Source organism: Caulobacter sp. 1776 (assembly GCF_040545685.1).
Classification (GTDB): domain Bacteria; phylum Pseudomonadota; class Alphaproteobacteria; order Caulobacterales; family Caulobacteraceae; genus Caulobacter.
The window spans coordinates 423,196-440,558 of the sequence record NZ_JBEPMI010000003.1 but is presented as its reverse complement, the minus strand read 5'-3'; the positions used below and the strand labels follow the sequence as shown (position 1 = coordinate 440,558).

The following is a 17,363-nucleotide window of genomic DNA, read 5'->3' as shown; positions in this document are numbered from 1 at the left end:
GCCCTATTGCCCGCCCGCATTGGCATGGATGTAGACGGTGATGGCCTTGATGGTCTCCGGGCTCAGGCGGCCGCCCCAGGTCGGCATCACCCCGCCGTTACCAGCGAAGATCTGGCCGCGGATGGCCGCGCGGTCGGCGCCGTAGAGCCAGTCGGCGTCCGTCAGATTGGGCGCGCCCACCTCCTGATTGCCCTTGCCCTCGGCGCCGTGACAGGCCGAGCATTGGGCTTCGAAGATCGGCGCGGCGCGGGCGATGGCGCCGGCGTCGGCCGGACGGCCCGACAGGCGGACGACGTATTCGGTCAGGTCGTCGATCTGCTCGGGCTTGAGCATCTCGTCGCGGCCGAAGGCGGGCATCTGCGACATGCGCGCCCCGTCGGCGCCGGTGCGCACGCCGTGGGTGACGGTGTACTGGATGTCCTCCAGCTTGCCGCCCCACAGCCAGACGTCGTCGCGCAGATTGGCGTAGCCCTTGCCGCCGGTGCCGCCGATGCCGTGGCAGGTGGCGCAGTTGTCGCCGAACACCGACTGGCCGACCTGCTGGGCGTAGGCCTGCAGCTTCGGATCCTTCTCGATCTGCTCCAGGCTGGCGGTGCGCAGCTGAGCCGCCCCCGCGCCGCGCTGGACGTCGAGCGCCTTCAGCTCCTTGGTCACCGCGACCCGGTCGGACTGGTGCAGCAGGCCCTTGGTATAGCCATGCAGGCCCGGCCAGGCCGGCATCAGCACCCAGTAGCCGATCGCGAAGGCGATCGAGGCGTACCACACCCACAGCCACCAGCGCGGCAGCGGATTGTCCAGTTCGCGGATGCCGTCCCACTCGTGGCCGGTGGTCTCGACGCCGGTGACGTCGTCGGTCTTGCGTTCGGAAGCCATCAGGAGAGCTCCTCGTCATCCAGCGGCATGCGCGCGGCGTGTTGGAATTCGGCCTTCTTGGAAGGCCGCAGGGCGTAGAAGACTCCGGCCAGGAAGATCAGGCCGAAGTAGATCAGCCCGCCCTGCTGCGCGAAGCGGGCCACGGTTTCGTAGGAGAGACCGCTCATCGTTGGTTCTCCGGGGCCTGGGCCTTGTAGGACTTGAAGTCGACCTGGGCGCCGAGCATCTGGAGATAGGCCACCAGGGCGTCCATCTCGGTGATGCGGTCGGGATCGCCGTCGAAGTCGCGATTGACCGCCTTGGCGCCATAGCGCGCCCGCAGACCGACCGCGTCGGTCGAATAGGGATCGGCCTGGGCCTCGAGATCCTTCTTGGCGTTGGTCAGCGCGTCGGCCGTGTAAGGCACGCCCTCCGTGCGCAGGACCCGCATCCGATCGACGATGTCATGGTAGTCGAGGTCCTTCTCGGCCAGGAACTTGTAGGGTGGCATCACCGACTCCGGCACGACGGAGCGCGGATCGATCAGGTGATCGCGATGCCAGCTGTCGGAGTACTTGCCGCCCACTCGGGCCAGGTCCGGGCCCGTACGCTTGGAGCCCCATTGGAAGGGCCGGTCGTACATGCTCTCGGCGGCCAGGCTGTAGTGGCCATAGCGCTCGACCTCGTCACGCAGCGGGCGGATCATCTGCGAGTGGCAGAGATAGCAGCCTTCGCGGACATAGATGTCGCGGCCGGTCAGCTCCAGCGGGGTGTAGGGCCGGACGCCCTGCACCTTTTCGATGGTGCCTTGCAGCCAGAACAGCGGCGCGATCTCGACCAGGCCGCCGATCGAGACGACGACCAGGATGCCGATGATGAGCAACAGCGAGTGCCGCTCGAACTTGGCGTGTTGTTTCCAGAGAGACATCGGGGACCTCAGGCGATCGCGGCGGCGGGGGTGGCGGACGTGTCGTCGGCCAGCTCGGTCCTCGCCGGCTCTGGGTTGGGAGTCGCGATCGTCTTCCAGACGTTGACGATCATGATCAGGATGCCGCTCAGGAACATCAGGCCGCCGACGGTGCGGACCACGTTCTCGATGTGCTTGGCCGAGACGGTCTCGATGAAGCTGTAGGCCAGGAAGCCCTGCGGCGTGTATTCGCGCCACATCAGGCCTTCCATGATGCCCGACACCCACATCGCGGCGATGTAGAGCAGGATGCCGGTGGTCGCGATCCAGAAGTGCCACTCGATCAGCGTGTTCGAGTACATGGCCTTCTTCTTCCACAGCCACGGGACGAGGCAGTAGATCGCGCCGAAGGTGATGAAACCGACCCAGCCCAGCGCGCCAGAGTGCACGTGGCCGATGGTCCAGTCGGTGTAGTGGCTGAGCGCGTTGACCGCGCGGATCGACATCACCGGACCTTCGAAGGTGCTCATGCCGTAGAAGGCGATCGAGACGACCATCATCCGGACCACGGGGTCGGTGCGCAGCTTGTCCCAGGCCCCCGACAGGGTCATCAGGCCGTTGATCATGCCGCCCCAGGACGGCATCCACAGCATGATCGAGAAGGTCATGCCCAGGGTCTGGGCCCACTGCGGCAGGGCCGTGTAGTGCAGGTGGTGCGGGCCGGCCCAGATGTAGATGAAGATCAGCGCCCAGAAGTGCACGATCGACAGGCGATAGCTGTAGACCGGCCGCTCCACGCGCTTGGGCACGAAGTAGTACATCATGGCCAGGAAGCCGGCGGTCAGGAAGAAGCCGACCGCGTTGTGGCCGTACCACCACTGCACCAGGGCGTCCTGGACACCCGAGAAGACGCCGTAGGACTTGTGGTTCAGCAGGCCGACGGGGATGCCGGCGTTGTTGACCAGGTGCAGCAGCGCGATGGTGACGATGAAGGCCAGGTAGAACCAGTTGGCCACATAGATGTGGGGTTCCTTGCGCTTCCAGATCGTGCCCAGGAACACCAGCAGGTAGGCGACCCAGACGATGGTCAGCCAGATGTCGGTGTACCACTCGGGCTCGGCGTATTCCTTGCCTTGGGTCGCGCCCATCAGATAGCCGGTCGCGGCCAGCACGATGAACAGCTGATAGCCCCAGAACACGAACCACGGCGCGATGCCGCCCGCCAGCCGCGCCTTGCAGGTGCGTTGGACGACCCAGAACGAGGTCGCGATCAGGGCGTTGCCGCCGAAGGCGAAGATCACCCCCGAGGTGTGCAGCGGGCGCAGGCGACCGAAGTTCAGCCAGCCGAACTCGGGGAAATAGAAGATCCTCGGCCAGGACAGCTGGGCGGCGATGACCACGCCCACCAGCATGCCGACCGCGCCCCAGAACAGGGTGGCGATGACCCCGGCCTTGATGACGTTGTCGCTATACTGGTCGGGCTGGTCGCGCAGCGATCCGCCGGCCAGGCCGCCGCCCAGGACGAAGGCGGCGATCACGCCGGCCAGGGCGATGGTCTCGGCCTGCAGGCGAAAGATCGGGTCGAGCGACAGGCCCGCCCCGAGGATCGCGAGAAAGGCTCCCACGGCGCAGAAGGCGAGAAGAACGCCTGATCCTGCGGGCGGACTGGTGTTGATTTTAGGCGGGGCGGACATGCGGACTCCGATCGGCGAACCTTGTCCTTTTCGTGTCACGCCGCCGACGGACGGACCTTGATACTTGTCAAAGCCAAGTTCGGTCTTTGGCCCGAACCTGGGGATCAATCTCGGAGTGATCCATGTCGGCAAAGCCTCTCGCGCCCTGGCGGCGCATCACCGTCGTGACCGGATCGGCCGCGCTCGCCAGCTGGTCCGTCGCCATCGCCCAGGCCTTGCCGCGCCTGGCGGCCGGCCCCCTCTGCTCCTCCCGGGACGACGCCTTGACCCTGGCCGGCCACTGCCCCGCCTGCTTCCTGGCCGTGGCCTTTAGCCTGGCCTTTCTGGGAAGCCTTTTGAGGACGCGCGGCCAAATGGCGCGGGCAGCCGTTCGCGATCGATAAGCGACGACGTCGGCGCGTCCGGCCTAAACGGTCAGGCGCGCTTTTGAATCAATTCGGCTTCGTCGCCGACGATTCTGAACTTGCCGATCCGGTCGGCGAGATCGCTCGCTTCCGAGCGCAAGGCATGGGCCGCGGCGGTGGACTCCTCGACCATCGCCGCATTCTGCTGGACCACCCTGTCCATTTCGCCGACGGTCGCGTTGACCTCCAAAAGGCTCTGGGCCTGATCCTGAGCCGAACGGGCGATGGCGTCGACTTGACCGTCGATCTCGGCGACGCGCGCCACGATCCGCTGCAAGGCCTCGCTGGTGCGCGCCACGCTCTCGACCCCGGCCGCGACCTGGACGCCGGAAACTTCGACCAGCGTCTTGATCTCCTTGGCCGCCTGCGCCGAGCGCTGCGCCAAGGCGCGAACCTCCTGCGCCACCACCGCGAATCCCTTGCCGGAGTCGCCGGCCCGCGCCGCCTCGACCCCCGCGTTGAGCGCCAGAAGGTTGGTCTGAAAGGCGATCTCGTCGATCACCGAGATGATCTGACCGATCTGGCCCGATGACGTCTCGATCTCGTTCATCGCCTGGACGGCTTCGGTCACGACGGCGTCCGAGCCTTCGGCCTCCAGGCGGGCCCCCTCGGCGGCGGCGTTCGCTCGCTGGGCGTTCCGCGCGGTCTCATTGACCGCCACGGTGACCTGTCCGAGCGCAGTCGCGGTCTGAACCAGGCTGGCGGCCTGGTGCTCGGTGCGCCGCGCCAGTTCGTCGGACGCGCGGCTCATCTCGTTGACCCCCGCGCTCATGCTCGACGCATGACTGACCACCTCGCTCATCGCCGCCTGCAACCGCGTCAGCGCTTGGTTGAAATTGTCTCGCAGCCCCTCGTATCGAGGCGCGAACGTTCGGACCAGTCGCCACGTCAGGTCGCCGCCCGCCAGCTTGGTGATGGCCGCGTCGAGTTCGTTGACGACCAGAGCCTGCTCGGCCTCCATCGTCGCTTTCATCGCCGCGCGTTCCGCCTCGGACTGTTCGCGCGCGGCGCGCTCGGCGATCACGGCGGTTCGGGCCTCGTCGGCCTGACGCGCGGCTTGCTCGGCGTTGGACGTCCGCGCCGATACGGTCACGAACAGGCGCGAGACGCCGGCCGTCATCCAGATCAGCGACCAGGCGGTGGCCATCGTAACGCCCACCGCGAAGGCCAAGGGAAGGAGGCCCTCGCCGGACACCAGGCTTCGCGGCGCCAGGACCGCGCCGGCGATGTCGATCACGGCGACCTCCGCCGCGGCGAAAGCGATGATGCGCCAATCGCTATAGGCGACCAGCAGCGCCATCGCCGCCAGGAAGGCCAGGCGGGCTTCGGCCTGGAGAGGGCTCGATCGAAAGGTCAGGACGAAGAGGCCGACCTGGGCGATCAGAGCCGAGCCGGCGATCAGCCGCTGAGCGAACCGATCGGACCACAGCCGGTAGGCGATCAGCGCGAGGACGGCCAGGCCGCCGGCGATCGCGGTGGCGAGAAAGGCCCGATTGCCGGTCACGGCGCCGGCGGCGGGCACCAGCGCCACCATCGCGCCAACGCAGGCCAAGACCAGTTTCCCGCCCGTGCGCCTTTGAGCCTCGATGCTGTCGAACTCGATCATGAACCACCCTCGCGAAGTCATATGCAGTCTTCGCGCGCGACAGTTAAATATCGATGATTACAAGATAGCGGATGTCGATTTGCCACATCGGTAAAAATACCTAAGTAACGCCACCCCTCGCCTCGTTTTTATAGATCGCTCTCGATGACGCGTTATGCGAGAGACGGCGTCGACCTACCGTAGAAGGCGTTCGACCGTGTCGGCAAAGGCGCCCTCGACCAGCGGCTTCTTCAGAATGAGGGAGAAGCCCGCGTTCCTGGCCCGGGCCTCCAGCTGATCGCTCGCAAAGCCTGTCACGAGAACCGCGGGTCCGACCCAGCCCTTCTGGCGCAGCGACTCGAGTATCTGGACGCCGTCGCCGTCGCCGAGCCGAAAATCGGCGACGAGCAGCGCCGCGTCCATCGCCGCGGGGTCGGCGAGCACGGCGCGGCTAGACCCATGAGCCCGGACCTCGAGGCCGCGCGAGCGCAGCAGGAGCTGGAGCGACCGCCGCACGGCTGGATCATCCTCGATGAGAAGGACAGCGCGCCGGCCATCGTGAACGGGAGATTGGCGATACATCGAACGATCCGTGCGCGGCCCAAATTCCGGCCATGCTCACCGATGCCTCAAGCTCGCGCCCCTGTCGTTACGTAGACCCCCTAGGAAGCGGTGTCGTCCAGGCCGGCCGCGAAGGCGATCCGCAGGGCTTCGGACAGGTTCTTCACCTTCAGCTTCACCATGAGATTGGCGCGATGGACCTCCACGGTCCTGGGCGAGATCCCCAGCTCGTAGGCGATCGACTTGTTGGGCAGGCCTTGCACCATGCCCTTGAACACATCGAGTTCGCGCGCGGTGAGCCCAGCCAGGATCGTGGAGGCGTCGGCCGCGCGGGCGACACGTCCTTCGTTCGCGCCCAGCTGCTCGAATCCACGTTCGATGGCCTCCAGCAAGACGGACTTCTCGAACGGTTTCTCGATGAAATCCACGGCCCCGTTCTTCATGGCCCGCACCGCCACCGAGACGTCTCCATGCCCGGTCAGCACGATCACGGGATAGGCCAGTCCACGCTCGCTCATGGCCGCCTGAACCGCCAGGCCATCCATTTCGGGCATGCGCACGTCGAGCAGCACGCAGCCGGGCTCCAGCCCCTTGGCCTCCTTGAGGAACGCGACGCCGGACGCATGGGTGGTCACCGCGAAGCCCGAGGTCTTCAGCATGAAACTGGCGGATCGACGGATGGCGTCTTCGTCGTCGACGATGTGGATGACGCGCTTCTCAGACATCGGCTTGCTCCGGATCGCCGCGAACCAGGGTGAAGTGAAATTGCGATCCGCCCCCAGGGCGCGGTTCAAACCAGATCCGACCGCCATTGGCCTCGACGATCGTGCGGCAGATCGAAAGCCCCAAGCCCATACCGTCCGACTTGGTCGTGACGAAGGCGGTGAAGAGTTGGTCGACGACGGCCGGGGCGACGCCCGGCCCGGTGTCGGCGACGGTGACCTGAACACTACCCGCGTCCACGACGCGACTGGTCACCCACAGCTTGCGAACGTCCATCTCGGACATCGCCTCGACGGCGTTGCGAGCCAGGTTGATTAGGACCTGTTGGATCTGAACCTTGTCGACGAGCACGCGCGCGCCGCTCGGATCCAGGGCGATCTTGACCTCCACGCCGCTCTCACGCCCGCCGATCAAGCCCAGGGCGATGGCCTCATCGACCAGGGACGGCAGGGTCTCGACGGTCTTGTCCACCTCGCCGCGGGCGACGAAATCGCGAAGGCGCCGCACGATGTGGCCCGCGCGCATGGCCTCGCTCGCCGCATCGCCGAGCGCGTCGCGGATCATCGGCAACTCATCGGGGTCAGGCGTGGCCAGAAGATCCCGCACGGCCTCGACATAGTTGGCCACCGCCGTGATCGGCTGGTTAAGCTCGTGCGCCAAGGTCGAGGCCATCGCGCCCATGCCGCTGACGCGCGCCACGTGGATCAGTTCGGCCTGCAGCTCTTCGACCCGCGACTGGGTGCGATGGCGCTCGGTCAAGTCCCGTACGAAGCCGGTGAACACGCGCTGGCTCTCGCCTCGCGCCTCGCCGACGGACAGCTCCATCGGAAAGGTCGTTCCGTCCCGCCTCTGACCGGTGACGGTGCGGCCGATGCCGATGATGCGCCGCTCGCCGGTGCTCACATAGCGCTGCATGTAGCCGTCGTGCCGCTCACGATCCGGCGCCGGCATCAGCATGCTGACGTTACTGCCGACCACGTCGCTTTCGGCATAGCCGAACAGCCGCTCGGCCGCCGCGCTGAACGAGATGATGGCGCCATGCTCGTCGATGACGACCATGGCGTCCGGGACGGTCGACAGGATCGACTTCAGGTGATTGGCGCTGGCCTGCAACGCCCGCTCGCTGGCCCGTTGGTCCGTGGCGTCACGCACGACGACGCCGTACCCCTGCAGCTCCCCGTCCGCGTCGCGCAGGGCGGTTATCGAGACGTGGGCGAGGAACTCCGAGCCATCCTTGCGCAATCGCCAGTCTTCCTCCTCGAACCGGCCGTGGTCGCGCGCGCGCGCCAGATCCGCTTCCGGCTTTCCGGTTTCCTTGGCGTCCTCGGGATAGAAGATCGTGGTGTGGCGGCCGATCACCTCGGCCTCCGTCCAGCCTTTCAATCGCTCGGCCCCGGCGTTCCAGATCCGCACGTCGCCCCGGGGATCGAGCATGTAGATCGCGTATTCGGACGCGCCGTCGATCAGCAGGTTGAGCTGGTGAGCGATCCTGCCCGCGTCGGCGGCCCGCTCCCGCGCGCGCGTTTCGCTGGCCAGCGACTGACGGCGCAGCCGCGCCATTTCGCGACCGGCGAACAGCACCAGCAAACCGACCAGCACGAACAGCGTCGGCTCGAGCCAACCCGCGCCGGCGCCGCGCGAGGCCAGACCGCCGACCAGCCCCAAGGCGATCGCCAGCAAGGCCGGACCAGCGCCCCCGAAAGCGGCGGCCACGACGACCGGGGCCGTGAACAGCAGATATGGCGCTTTCGAGTCGAGCCAGGGCGCCAGCGCCAGACGCAGGATTGCGGCGGTCGCGACGCAGGCCACCGCCAAACCGTAGCTCATCCACAGCGTGGGTGGCGGCGCCGTCGCCCGCGGAGACGCGTGTTCGAGACGCATGAAGTTCCTAGTCCGCCGATCCCTGGCCCCATCATGCGTGCGCGAGGTCTTGTCGATCAAGGCCAAGCGCACCGACGGGAGCGTGTGACATAGGGCGGCGCGAGGGCGGCGGCCAATTAGGGAAACTACGAATGGTCGGCGGCGGCCAGGAAAGGCGAACTGTCCGCGCCTTCCCACTTGCTCAGAACAAGGGCCGCCCCATGCCTCTCCAGCGCCTCAAGTCGATGCTCAATCCGCGGGCGATCGTGGTGGTGGGCGGGTCGGATCGGCCCGGCACGGTCGGACGGGTGGTCTTGCGAAACCTTCTCGCCGAGGGCTTCACCGGGACGATCCATGCGATCAATCCCAAGCCCGTGGCGATGGACGGCGTGCATTGGGCGGCCGACTTGTCGGAGCTGCCGAGCGACGTCGACCTGGCCATCGTCGCGACGCCGGCCGCGACCGTCCCCGGCGTCATCGCCGACCTCGGCGCGCGCGGCGTGCAGGTCGCCATCGTCCTGTCCGGCGGCGTCACCGCGAAAAGCGGGTATCGGGCCGCGATGCTGGAGGCCGCCAGGCCGTCGGGCCTGCGGATCGTTGGCCCCAACGGCTTGGGGGTGCTCGCGCCGCACGCCCAGCTCAACGCGTCCTTCGCCCGCGGCGGCGCCCTGCCCGGTCGCCTCGCCTTCATCTCCCAGAGCGGCGCGCTGGTCAGCAGCGCGCTCAGCTGGGCGAGCGAGCGGGGCCTGGGCTTTTCCGGCGTGGCCTCCGTCGGCGACATGGCCGACGTCGGCATGGCGGACCTGATCGATCTGTTCGCCGCCGACAGCCATACCGACGCGATTCTGCTCTATGTCGAAGGGGTCACCGACGCGGCCGCTTTCCTGTCCGCCGCCCGCGCCGCCGCGCGCATCAAGCCGGTGATCGCGATCAAGGCCGGGCGCGATCCGGCCGCCCGCGCCGCCGCCCAATCCCACACCGGCGCCATGGCGGGCGACTACGACGTCTACGCCTGCGCCTTCGAGCGGGCCGGCGTCGTCCTGGTCGATACGCTGGAGGACCTGTTCGACGCCGCCAGCCTGCTCTGCGTCATGCGCGCCCAAGCCGGCGACCGGCTGGCGATCGTCACCAACGGCGGCGGCGCGGGCGTCCTCGCCGTCGACGGCCTGGCCGCGATCGGCGTTCACGCCGCGGAGTGGCGGCCCGACACCCAGGCGCGTCTCGAAGCGATTCTTCCCGCCGATTGGTCGCATCGTGACCCGGTCGACATCCTGGGCGACGCCGACGCCGAACGCTATCGCAAAGCCCTCGAGATCGTCTTGGACGCGCCCGAAGCCGACGCCGTGCTCGTGATCCACTGCGCCACGGCCATGTGTTCTCCCGACGAAATCGCCGAGACCGTCGCCAAGGTCGTGGCCGATCGGCGCGCGCGCGGCGCGGTCAAGCCGGTGATCGGCTGCTGGATGGGCGTACGCGATCGCGCCGTGGCCAATGCGGCGTTCGCCGCGGCCCGGCTGCCGATGTTCGATACGCCCAGCGCCGCCGTTCGCGGGTTTGGCCATCTCCTGGCGGCGGCCAGAGCGCGATCCGCCCTGCTGGCCGCGCCCTCGCCCCGGCCCGACCTTCGCGCCGACCCCGCCGCGGCGCGAGCGATCTTCGCCCTGGCCCGCGCCGAGGGCCGGACCCGGCTGAACGAGGTCGAGGCCAAGGCCGTGCTGAGCGCCTACGGCGTGCCGGTCGCGCCCACCTTGATGGCGCGCACCATCGACGAGGTCGACGACGCCTGCAGCGGACTTTCCCCGCCCTACGCCTTGAAAATCATCTCGCCCGACGTGATCCACAAGTCCGACATCGGCGGCGTCGTCCTGAACCTGCCGACCATCGGCGCCGCGATCAGCGCGGCGCGAACCCTGCGCGACCGCTTCCACGCCCTCTTGCCGAATGCGCGCCTATCCGGCTTCGCCGTCGAAAGCATGGCGCCCGCCGGCGGGCACGAGCTGATCGTCGGCCTGGCCCGCGACCCGGTCTTTGGCCCGGTCATCCTCTTCGGGGCCGGCGGCACGGCCGTGGAGGTCCTTGCCGACAAGGCCCTGGGCTTGCCGCCCCTGACCGACGATCTGGCGCGGCGGATGATCGCCAAGACACGAATTTCGCGGCTGCTGGCCGGTTATCGCGACCACCCGGCGACCGATTTGACGGCCATCGCCCTCGTCCTGGATGCAATCTCGGCCATGGCGGTGGACCTGCCCGACATCCTCGAACTGGACATCAATCCGTTGCGCGCCGACGCCAGCGGCGTGCTGGCTCTGGACGCCCGGATCGTCATCACGCCGGCGCAGGCCCTGGACTCTCCGCTGGTGATCGCCCCGCCGCCGTCCGGCTGGGATGTGACCCTGACGACCCAGGGCGGCTTGACCGCGCACGTGCGCCCGGTCTGGCCCGAGGATCAGAGCGCTCTGTCCGAGTTCTTCGCCGCGCTCACGCCCGAGGATCTTCGTCACCGCTTCCTGACCAGCCTGAAGACCGTCGACGAGGAGCGGTTGTCCCTGATCGCCCAGGTGGACTTCCGACGGGCGATCTCGTTCGTGGCGCTCGATCCCGAAACCGGGGCGATGCTGGCCACCGCCCTGCTCGCCGGCGGCCCCCAGGCCGACCGCGCCGAAGTCGCCATCTCGGTGCGTTCGGACCTCAAGGGCATGGGCCTGGGCTGGAGCATGCTCCAGCACGTCCTCGCCTACGCGAAGGCGGTGGGGGTCAGGGTCGTCGAGTCGATCGAAGCGGCCGACAATGACGGCGCCCTGCGCCTCGAGAACGAAATGGGATTCACCGTCCGCGCCGCGGCCGACGACTTCAGCCTGCGCGTGGCCGAACGAATCCTGGACTAACGCTATCCCCCTCTCCCCGGGAAGGGGAGAGGGAAGCCGGCTCAGGCGTAGCTCTGCAGCGGGCGTACTTCCAGGGCCGCGTCGGGGGCCAGGGCGATGGCTTGCGCCGCCGCCAAAGCGCCGGCCGAGGTCGTGTAGTACGGCACCTTCATCATCAGGGCCGTGCGGCGGATCTCGAAGCTGTCCTCGAGGGCCTGCTTGCCCTCGGTGGTGTTGAACACCAGCTGGACGCCGCCGTTCTTCATCACGTCGACGATGTGCGGACGGCCTTCCAGGACCTTCTTGACGTACTCGACCTTGACGCCCTGCGTGGCCAGATAGGCCTGGGTGCCCTCGGTCGACAGCACCGTGAAGCCGGCCGCCTGCAACAGCTTCACCGGCTCGACGATCCAGGGCTTGTCGCTCTCCTTGACCGAGACGAAGGCCGTGCCGGACCGCGGCAGCTTCACACCGCCGCCCAGCTGGCTCTTGGCGAAGGCGCGGGCGAAGGCCGGGCCCAGGCCATTCTCGCCCTCGCGGATCCAGTCCAGACCCATGACCTCGCCGGTCGAGCGCATTTCCGGGCCCAGCACCGTGTCGACGCCGGCGAAGCGGGCGAACGGGAAGACCGCCTCCTTAACCGCGATGTGGTCGTAAGGGACGTCCTTCAGGCCGAAGCTGGCGAGGCTCTCGCCGGCCATGACCTTGGCGGCGATGGCGGCGACCGGCTGGCCGATGGTCTTGGCCACGAACGGCACCGTGCGCGAGGCGCGCGGGTTCACTTCCAGCACATAGATGCGCGGATTGGCCGAATGCGGCTCCTCGATGGCGAACTGCACGTTCATCAGGCCACGGACGTTCAAGGCCAGAGCCATCTGCACCGTCTGTCGCTTCAGCTCCTCGACGGTCTCGGCCTTCAGCGAGAAGGGCGGCATCGAGCAGGCGCTGTCGCCCGAGTGGACGCCGGCTTCCTCGATGTGCTCCAGCACGCCGGCCACGAACACATCCTTGCCGTCGCACAGGGCGTCGACGTCCACCTCGGTGGCGCGGCTCAGATAGTGGTCCAGCAGGATCGGGTGCTCGAACGAGATCTCGCCGGTGTTGGCGATGTAGCGTTCCAGGTGCTCGTGGTCCCGGATGATCTCCATGCCGCGGCCGCCCAGCACGTAGGACGGGCGCATCACGAACGGGAAGCCGATCTTGTCGCCTTCGGCCCGGGCCTCTTCCCAGGTGCGGGCGATGGCGTTCTCGGGCTGGGCGATGTTCAGGCCGTTCAGCAGCTGCTGGAAGCGCTCGCGGTCCTCGGCCAGGTCGATGGCGTCGGGGCTGGTGCCCAGGATCGGGATCCCGGCCTCTTCCAGCGCGTGAGCCAGCTTCAGCGGCGTCTGGCCGCCGAACTGGACGATGACGCCGGCCAGCTCGCCCTTGCTCATCTCGACGTGCAGCAGCTCCAGCACGTCCTCGGCCGTCAGCGGCTCGAAGTACAGGCGGTCGGAGGTGTCGTAGTCGGTCGAGACGGTCTCGGGATTGCAGTTGACCATGATCGACTCCACGCCGATCTGGTCCAGCGCGAAGGCCGCGTGGCAGCAGCAGTAGTCGAACTCGATGCCCTGGCCGATCCGGTTGGGACCGCCGCCCAGGATCACGGCCTTCTTGCGGTTCGAGGGCTCGCTCTCGCACTCGGGGATCTGACCCAGCGCCCCGGTCTCGTAGGTCGAGTACATGTAGGGTGTCGAGGCCAGGAACTCGCCGGCGCAGCTGTCGATGCGCTTGAAGACCGGGCGAACGGACAGCGCCTGGCGCAGGGCGCGGACGGCGCTCTCGTTGGAGCCGGTCAGCTTGGCCAGGCGGGCGTCGGAGAAGCCCTGGGCCTTCAGGGCGCGGAAACCCTCGGCGTCCTTGGGCAGGCCGCCGGCGCGGACCCAGCCTTCCTGGCGGACCAGCTCGGCGATCTGACGCAGGAACCAGGGCTCATAGGAACAGGCGGCGTTGACCTCTTCCACGGTCAGGCCGTGGCGGAAGGCCTGGGCGATGACGCGCAGGCGGTCCGGCGTGGGCGTGCCCAGGGCGCGGATCACCGCGGCCTTGCCGGTGTCGGGATCGTCGGCGCCGTGGATCTCGACCTCGTCGAAGCCGGCCAGGCCGGTCTCCAGGCCGCGCAGGGCCTTCTGGACGCTTTCCTTGAAGGTGCGGCCGATGGCCATGACCTCGCCGACCGACTTCATGGCCGTGGTCAGCAGCGGCTCCGAACCCGGATACTTCTCGAACGCGAAGCGCGGGATCTTGGTGACGACATAGTCGATCGAGGGCTCGAACGAGGCCGGGGTCGCGCCGCCGGTGATGTCGTTTTTCAGTTCATCCAGCGTGTAGCCGACGGCCAGGCGGGCGGCGACCTTGGCGATCGGGAAGCCGGTGGCCTTCGACGCGAGCGCCGAGCTGCGCGACACGCGCGGGTTCATCTCGATGACGACCATGCGGCCGTCCTTCGGATTGAGGGCGAACTGGACGTTCGAGCCGCCGGTCTCGACGCCGATCTCGCGCAGCACGGCGATCGAGGCCGCGCGCATCCACTGATATTCCTTGTCCGTCAGGGTCAGGGCCGGGGCGACGGTGATCGAGTCGCCGGTGTGGACGCCCATCGGGTCGATGTTCTCGATCGAGCAGACGATGATGCAGTTGTCCGCCGTGTCGCGGACCACCTCCATCTCGTATTCCTTCCAGCCCAGGACGCTCTCTTCGATCAGCACCTCGGTGGTCGGCGACAGGTCGAGGCCGCGTTCGACGATCTCCTCGAACTCCTCGACGTTGTAGGCGATGCCGCCGCCGGTGCCGGCCAGGGTGAAGGACGGGCGGATGATGGCCGGCAGGCCGACGAACGCCAGGCCCTCGCGGGCCTCGTCCATGTTGTGGGCGGCCTTGGACTTGGGGCTTTCCAGGCCCAGCTTGTCCATGGCGTCGCGGAACTTCTGGCGGTCCTCGGCCTTGTCGATGACCTCGGCCTTGGCGCCGATCATCTCGACGCCGTACTTGGCCAGGGTGCCGTCGGCCTCGAGGGCGAGCGCGGTGTTCAGCGCGGTCTGGCCGCCCATGGTCGGGAGCAGCGCGTCGGGGCGCTCCTTCTCGATGATCTTGGCGACCATCTCCGGGGTGATCGGCTCGATATAGGTCGCGTCGGCCACGTCCGGATCGGTCATGATCGTGGCCGGGTTCGAATTGACCAGGATGATCCTGTAGCCCTCGGCGCGGAGCGCCTTGCAGGCCTGCACGCCCGAATAGTCGAACTCGCACGCCTGACCGATGACGATCGGACCCGCGCCGATGATCAGGATCGAGGAAAGGTCTGTTCTCTTGGGCATGGCTAACTCGCGCGAAGACACGGTCGCGCACATCCGCGCGCCCGCTGTCGACCAACTTGCTGGTTAAGCCGCCCGTTTAGAGACGGAGTCGGTTCGGCGCAACCCCGCATCTCGGGAAGGGGTTAACCGGGCATTCGACGAACGCGGTTCCCCCGGTTGACATCCTCCCCGCCATCATTTAACAAGCTCGTTAATTAACACAGACGTTAAATGAATGACCGATCGCCTTTCCACCACCTTCGCCGCCCTAGCCGATCCGACCCGCCGCGCCATCCTGGCGCGGCTGGCGACCGGCGAGGCCTCGGTCAACGAACTGGCCGAGCCGTTCGAGATCAGCCTGCCCGCCGTCTCCCGCCACCTGAAGGTGCTGGAGAGCGCGGGCCTGATCAGCCGCACCCGCGAGGCCCAGCTGCGGCCCTGCAAGCTGGAGCCCGAAGCCTTGAGACAGGCATTCTCATGGATGGAGACCTATCGCCGCTTCTGGGACGACAGCTTCGATCGCATGGCCGACTACCTGGCCGAGCTGCAGGCCAAGAGCGCCAAGACCTCCGAGATCAAATCCCGCCCCAAGGAGCCCAAGGCATGACCGATGTCGCCTCCCCTACCCCCTCGCCCACGACCTCGGTGGTTCAGGACGATGAGCTGCTGATCGAACGGATCTTCGACGCGCCGCGCGACCTGGTCTTCTCGGTCTGGACCCAGCCCGAACACCTGATGCACTGGTGGGGTCCCAAGACCTTCAAGCCCCTGGCCATCGAGCAGGACTTCCGCGTCGGCGGCGCCTATCGCTTCGGAATGATCGACGAGGACGGCAAGGCCTTCTGGAAATCGGGGGTCTACCGCGAGATCGTCCCCGGCGAGCGCATCGTCATGACCTTCAAGTGGGACGACGGCGCCTGGGACGTCGACAACCTGGTCACCGTCACCTTCCTGGCCCTGGCCAGCGGCCGGACGCTGCTGCGCTTCCACCAGGCCGCCTTCAAGACCGTCACCGCCCGCGACTCCCACATCGGCGGCTGGTCCAGCCTGTTCGACAAGCTCAACACCTACCTGGAGACCGTGCAATGAATGCCATGACTCAAACCCCGGCCACCGTCTCGGCCTTCGCCTGGGTGCCCGACTTCGCCAAGGGCCACGTCCGCGACCTCCGCGTCCGCTGGGCGCTGGAGGAAGCCAGCCTGCCCTACGGGACCGCCAAGCTGTCGCCCGGCGAGAACGCCGGCGCCTATCGCGACCAGCAGCCGTTCGGCCAGGTGCCGGCCTATCGCGACGGCGAGGTCGAGATGTTCGAGAGCGGCGCGATCGTGCTGCACATCGCCGAGCGGTCGGAAGCCCTGATGCCGCGCGACGCCGCCGGCCGCGCCCGCGTCCTGACCTGGATGTTCTGCGCCCTGAACACCATGGAGATTCCGATCGGCAGCCTGGCCGACATCGACATCTTCAACGCCGGCGCCGCGTGGACCAAGGAGCGTCGTCCGGCCGTCGAGGCCTGGGCCCGCAAGCGCCTGGCCGAACTGGCCCTGCGTCTGGGCGACAATGACTATCTGGACGGCGACCGCTTCACGGCGGGCGACCTGCTGATGACCGACGTGCTGCGCAACGCCCCCGCCGCGCTGCTCGCCGAGCAGCCCAAGCTGGCGGCCTATGTCGAGCGCTGCATGGCGCGCCCGGCCTTCCAGAAGGCTCTGGCGGCCCAGATGGCCGACTTCACGGGTTCGCCCCCGCCCGGCTGGAACTGAAGCCAAAGGGCCCCCGAACGAAAATAGGCCAGCGCGAGCGCTGGCCTATTCTTTTGGACCTGGGTCCAGATGCGAGGGTCGATTAGACCGCTTGCAGCTGGCCGGCCGAGGTCTTGCCGCTGCGGCGGTCTTGTTCCAGCTCGTACGAGACCTTTTGGCCTTCGTTCAGCGAGCCGAGACCAGCGCGTTCAACGGCCGAGATGTGGACGAACACGTCCGCGCCGCCGTTGTCCGGTTGGATGAAGCCGAAGCCCTTGGTGCCGTTGAACCACTTCACGGTGCCGGTAGCCATTGTGGGGTATCCCTTTAGATAAGTGTCTTCGCCATCCGGAAACGCTCCGGGCGACGATCAAATTTCGTTGGAAGTTCGGAGGGCGCGTCCGGCGCTCCACTGGGGGAGCAAGGAATAGCAGGCCGAGCGGCAGCGAATTCGATGGGGGCATTATCGCGATTTCATTCCGGAAATCAAGAAAGATAGAGTCACGCGTCTTTCGAGGATTTTCGGACCCCAAGCTCTGCTTCGAGCGTTTCCTGTCAGGGCGAATATTTTTGCCCGCGACGCTTGGGAGTTTCGGCATGACCCTGATCGAGAAGATCCCCACGCTCAGTGACGCCGAGCTCAAGACCCTGCTCTCCAACGCCCGCCGGCTGGACGTCACCGGCACCCCGGACCAGCGCCGCCAGGTCGCCGAGGTGATCACGCCGCTAGAGCGCGAGGCCTCGCGCCGGCGGGCCAAGACCGCGCGGCGCTGACCGACGCGGGCGACCGCAATAGGCCTTGCGAGAGTCGTAATTGCAATTCATTCTCACAAGCATCA

At 67.5% G+C, this 17,363-nt stretch carries 16 protein-coding genes; 6 read left to right on the top strand and 10 right to left on the bottom strand.

The annotated features are described in order from the left end of the window. Positions 1-3: 3 nt before the first annotated feature. The 4 genes from ccoP to ccoN are packed head-to-tail and all read right to left on the bottom strand — an operon-like array spanning position 4 to position 3,453. Entirely contained in the window at positions 4-873 is an 870-nt protein-coding gene (gene ccoP, locus ABIC66_RS10715; protein WP_354070082.1) for a cytochrome-c oxidase, cbb3-type subunit III, read from the bottom strand. Continuing rightward, positions 873-1,040 (bottom strand): cbb3-type cytochrome c oxidase subunit 3, encoded by a 168-nt coding sequence (locus tag ABIC66_RS10710; RefSeq protein WP_354070080.1) that lies wholly within the window; start codon positions 1,038-1,040, stop codon positions 873-875. The genes ccoP and ABIC66_RS10710 overlap by 1 nt, the downstream gene beginning before the upstream one ends. Continuing rightward, positions 1,037-1,780: a cytochrome-c oxidase, cbb3-type subunit II gene (gene ccoO / locus ABIC66_RS10705; protein WP_354070079.1), complete on the bottom strand. Its 744-nt coding sequence runs from the start codon at positions 1,778-1,780 to the stop codon at positions 1,037-1,039. The genes ABIC66_RS10710 and ccoO overlap by 4 nt, the downstream gene beginning before the upstream one ends. Positions 1,781-1,788: 8 nt before the next feature. Further along, the gene (gene ccoN, locus ABIC66_RS10700; protein WP_354070078.1) at positions 1,789-3,453 is read right to left on the bottom strand and encodes a cytochrome-c oxidase, cbb3-type subunit I; all 1,665 of its coding nucleotides are present in this window, start codon (positions 3,451-3,453) and stop codon (positions 1,789-1,791) included. A 122-nt stretch (positions 3,454-3,575) separates the two neighbouring features. On the opposite strand from ccoN, the gene ABIC66_RS10695 reads away from it, so the two are divergent. Continuing rightward, on the top strand, positions 3,576-3,836 hold the full coding sequence (locus ABIC66_RS10695; protein ID WP_354070076.1) for a hypothetical protein: 261 nt from the start codon (positions 3,576-3,578) through the stop codon (positions 3,834-3,836). A 31-nt stretch (positions 3,837-3,867) separates the two neighbouring features. Here the strand turns inward: ABIC66_RS10695 and ABIC66_RS10690 are convergent, their stop codons facing one another. From ABIC66_RS10690 to ABIC66_RS10675, 4 genes are all read right to left on the bottom strand, one after another. Further along, entirely contained in the window at positions 3,868-5,463 is a 1,596-nt protein-coding gene (locus tag ABIC66_RS10690; RefSeq protein ID WP_354070075.1) for a methyl-accepting chemotaxis protein, read from the bottom strand. A gap of 174 nt (positions 5,464-5,637) precedes the next feature. Next, entirely contained in the window at positions 5,638-6,024 is a 387-nt protein-coding gene (locus tag ABIC66_RS10685) for a response regulator (protein WP_354070073.1), read from the bottom strand. 80 nt (positions 6,025-6,104) lie between these two features. Beyond that, on the bottom strand, positions 6,105-6,728 hold the full coding sequence (locus ABIC66_RS10680; protein ID WP_354070071.1) for a response regulator transcription factor: 624 nt from the start codon (positions 6,726-6,728) through the stop codon (positions 6,105-6,107). Further along, a complete protein-coding gene (locus ABIC66_RS10675) occupies positions 6,721-8,607 on the bottom strand; it encodes a PAS domain-containing sensor histidine kinase (protein WP_354070070.1) in 1,887 nt (628 codons plus the stop codon). The genes ABIC66_RS10680 and ABIC66_RS10675 overlap by 8 nt, the downstream gene beginning before the upstream one ends. 200 nt (positions 8,608-8,807) lie before the next feature. Between ABIC66_RS10675 and ABIC66_RS10670 the strand changes: the two genes are divergently transcribed. Then, complete coding sequence (locus tag ABIC66_RS10670; RefSeq protein ID WP_354070069.1) at positions 8,808-11,471, top strand: bifunctional acetate--CoA ligase family protein/GNAT family N-acetyltransferase; 2,664 nt, start codon at positions 8,808-8,810, stop codon at positions 11,469-11,471. Positions 11,472-11,512: 41 nt separating this feature from the next. Here the strand turns inward: ABIC66_RS10670 and carB are convergent, their stop codons facing one another. After that, complete coding sequence (gene carB / locus ABIC66_RS10665; RefSeq protein WP_354070067.1) at positions 11,513-14,806, bottom strand: carbamoyl-phosphate synthase large subunit; 3,294 nt, start codon at positions 14,804-14,806, stop codon at positions 11,513-11,515. A gap of 214 nt (positions 14,807-15,020) precedes the next feature. On the opposite strand from carB, the gene ABIC66_RS10660 reads away from it, so the two are divergent. From ABIC66_RS10660 to ABIC66_RS10650, 3 genes are read left to right on the top strand one after another with little or no spacing between them, the layout of a single operon-like run. Then, positions 15,021-15,392, top strand: a complete 372-nt coding sequence (locus tag ABIC66_RS10660; RefSeq protein ID WP_354070066.1) for an ArsR/SmtB family transcription factor — start codon at positions 15,021-15,023, stop codon at positions 15,390-15,392. Further along, positions 15,389-15,874: an SRPBCC domain-containing protein gene (locus tag ABIC66_RS10655; RefSeq protein ID WP_354070064.1), complete on the top strand. Its 486-nt coding sequence runs from the start codon at positions 15,389-15,391 to the stop codon at positions 15,872-15,874. The genes ABIC66_RS10660 and ABIC66_RS10655 overlap by 4 nt, the downstream gene beginning before the upstream one ends. Next, complete coding sequence (locus ABIC66_RS10650) at positions 15,871-16,545, top strand: glutathione S-transferase family protein (protein ID WP_354070062.1); 675 nt, start codon at positions 15,871-15,873, stop codon at positions 16,543-16,545. The genes ABIC66_RS10655 and ABIC66_RS10650 overlap by 4 nt, the downstream gene beginning before the upstream one ends. An 82-nt stretch (positions 16,546-16,627) precedes the next feature. Here ABIC66_RS10650 and ABIC66_RS10645 read toward each other — a convergent pair whose 3' ends face one another. Next, complete coding sequence (locus tag ABIC66_RS10645) at positions 16,628-16,837, bottom strand: cold-shock protein (RefSeq protein WP_047407565.1); 210 nt, start codon at positions 16,835-16,837, stop codon at positions 16,628-16,630. 284 nt (positions 16,838-17,121) lie between these two features. Between ABIC66_RS10645 and ABIC66_RS10640 the strand changes: the two genes are divergently transcribed. Then, on the top strand, positions 17,122-17,298 hold the full coding sequence (locus ABIC66_RS10640) for a hypothetical protein (protein WP_354070060.1): 177 nt from the start codon (positions 17,122-17,124) through the stop codon (positions 17,296-17,298). Positions 17,299-17,363: the final 65 nt, after the last annotated feature.

Bases quoted from the DNA above. Each gene is read 5' to 3' on its own strand.
- ccoP (WP_354070082.1), bottom strand. From the start codon at position 873: ATGGCTTCCGAACGCAAGACCGACGACGTCACCGGCGTCGAGACCACC.
- ABIC66_RS10710 (WP_354070080.1), bottom strand. From the start codon at position 1,040: ATGAGCGGTCTCTCCTACGAAACCGTGGCCCGCTTCGCGCAGCAGGGC.
- ccoO (WP_354070079.1), bottom strand. From the start codon at position 1,780: ATGTCTCTCTGGAAACAACACGCCAAGTTCGAGCGGCACTCGCTGTTG.
- ccoN (WP_354070078.1), bottom strand. From the start codon at position 3,453: ATGTCCGCCCCGCCTAAAATCAACACCAGTCCGCCCGCAGGATCAGGC.
- ABIC66_RS10695 (WP_354070076.1), top strand. From the start codon at position 3,576: ATGTCGGCAAAGCCTCTCGCGCCCTGGCGGCGCATCACCGTCGTGACC.
- ABIC66_RS10690 (WP_354070075.1), bottom strand. From the start codon at position 5,463: ATGATCGAGTTCGACAGCATCGAGGCTCAAAGGCGCACGGGCGGGAAA.
- ABIC66_RS10685 (WP_354070073.1), bottom strand. From the start codon at position 6,024: ATGTATCGCCAATCTCCCGTTCACGATGGCCGGCGCGCTGTCCTTCTC.
- ABIC66_RS10680 (WP_354070071.1), bottom strand. From the start codon at position 6,728: ATGTCTGAGAAGCGCGTCATCCACATCGTCGACGACGAAGACGCCATC.
- ABIC66_RS10675 (WP_354070070.1), bottom strand. From the start codon at position 8,607: ATGCGTCTCGAACACGCGTCTCCGCGGGCGACGGCGCCGCCACCCACG.
- ABIC66_RS10670 (WP_354070069.1), top strand. From the start codon at position 8,808: ATGCCTCTCCAGCGCCTCAAGTCGATGCTCAATCCGCGGGCGATCGTG.
- carB (WP_354070067.1), bottom strand. From the start codon at position 14,806: ATGCCCAAGAGAACAGACCTTTCCTCGATCCTGATCATCGGCGCGGGT.
- ABIC66_RS10660 (WP_354070066.1), top strand. From the start codon at position 15,021: ATGACCGATCGCCTTTCCACCACCTTCGCCGCCCTAGCCGATCCGACC.
- ABIC66_RS10655 (WP_354070064.1), top strand. From the start codon at position 15,389: ATGACCGATGTCGCCTCCCCTACCCCCTCGCCCACGACCTCGGTGGTT.
- ABIC66_RS10650 (WP_354070062.1), top strand. From the start codon at position 15,871: ATGAATGCCATGACTCAAACCCCGGCCACCGTCTCGGCCTTCGCCTGG.
- ABIC66_RS10645 (WP_047407565.1), bottom strand. From the start codon at position 16,837: ATGGCTACCGGCACCGTGAAGTGGTTCAACGGCACCAAGGGCTTCGGC.
- ABIC66_RS10640 (WP_354070060.1), top strand. From the start codon at position 17,122: ATGACCCTGATCGAGAAGATCCCCACGCTCAGTGACGCCGAGCTCAAG.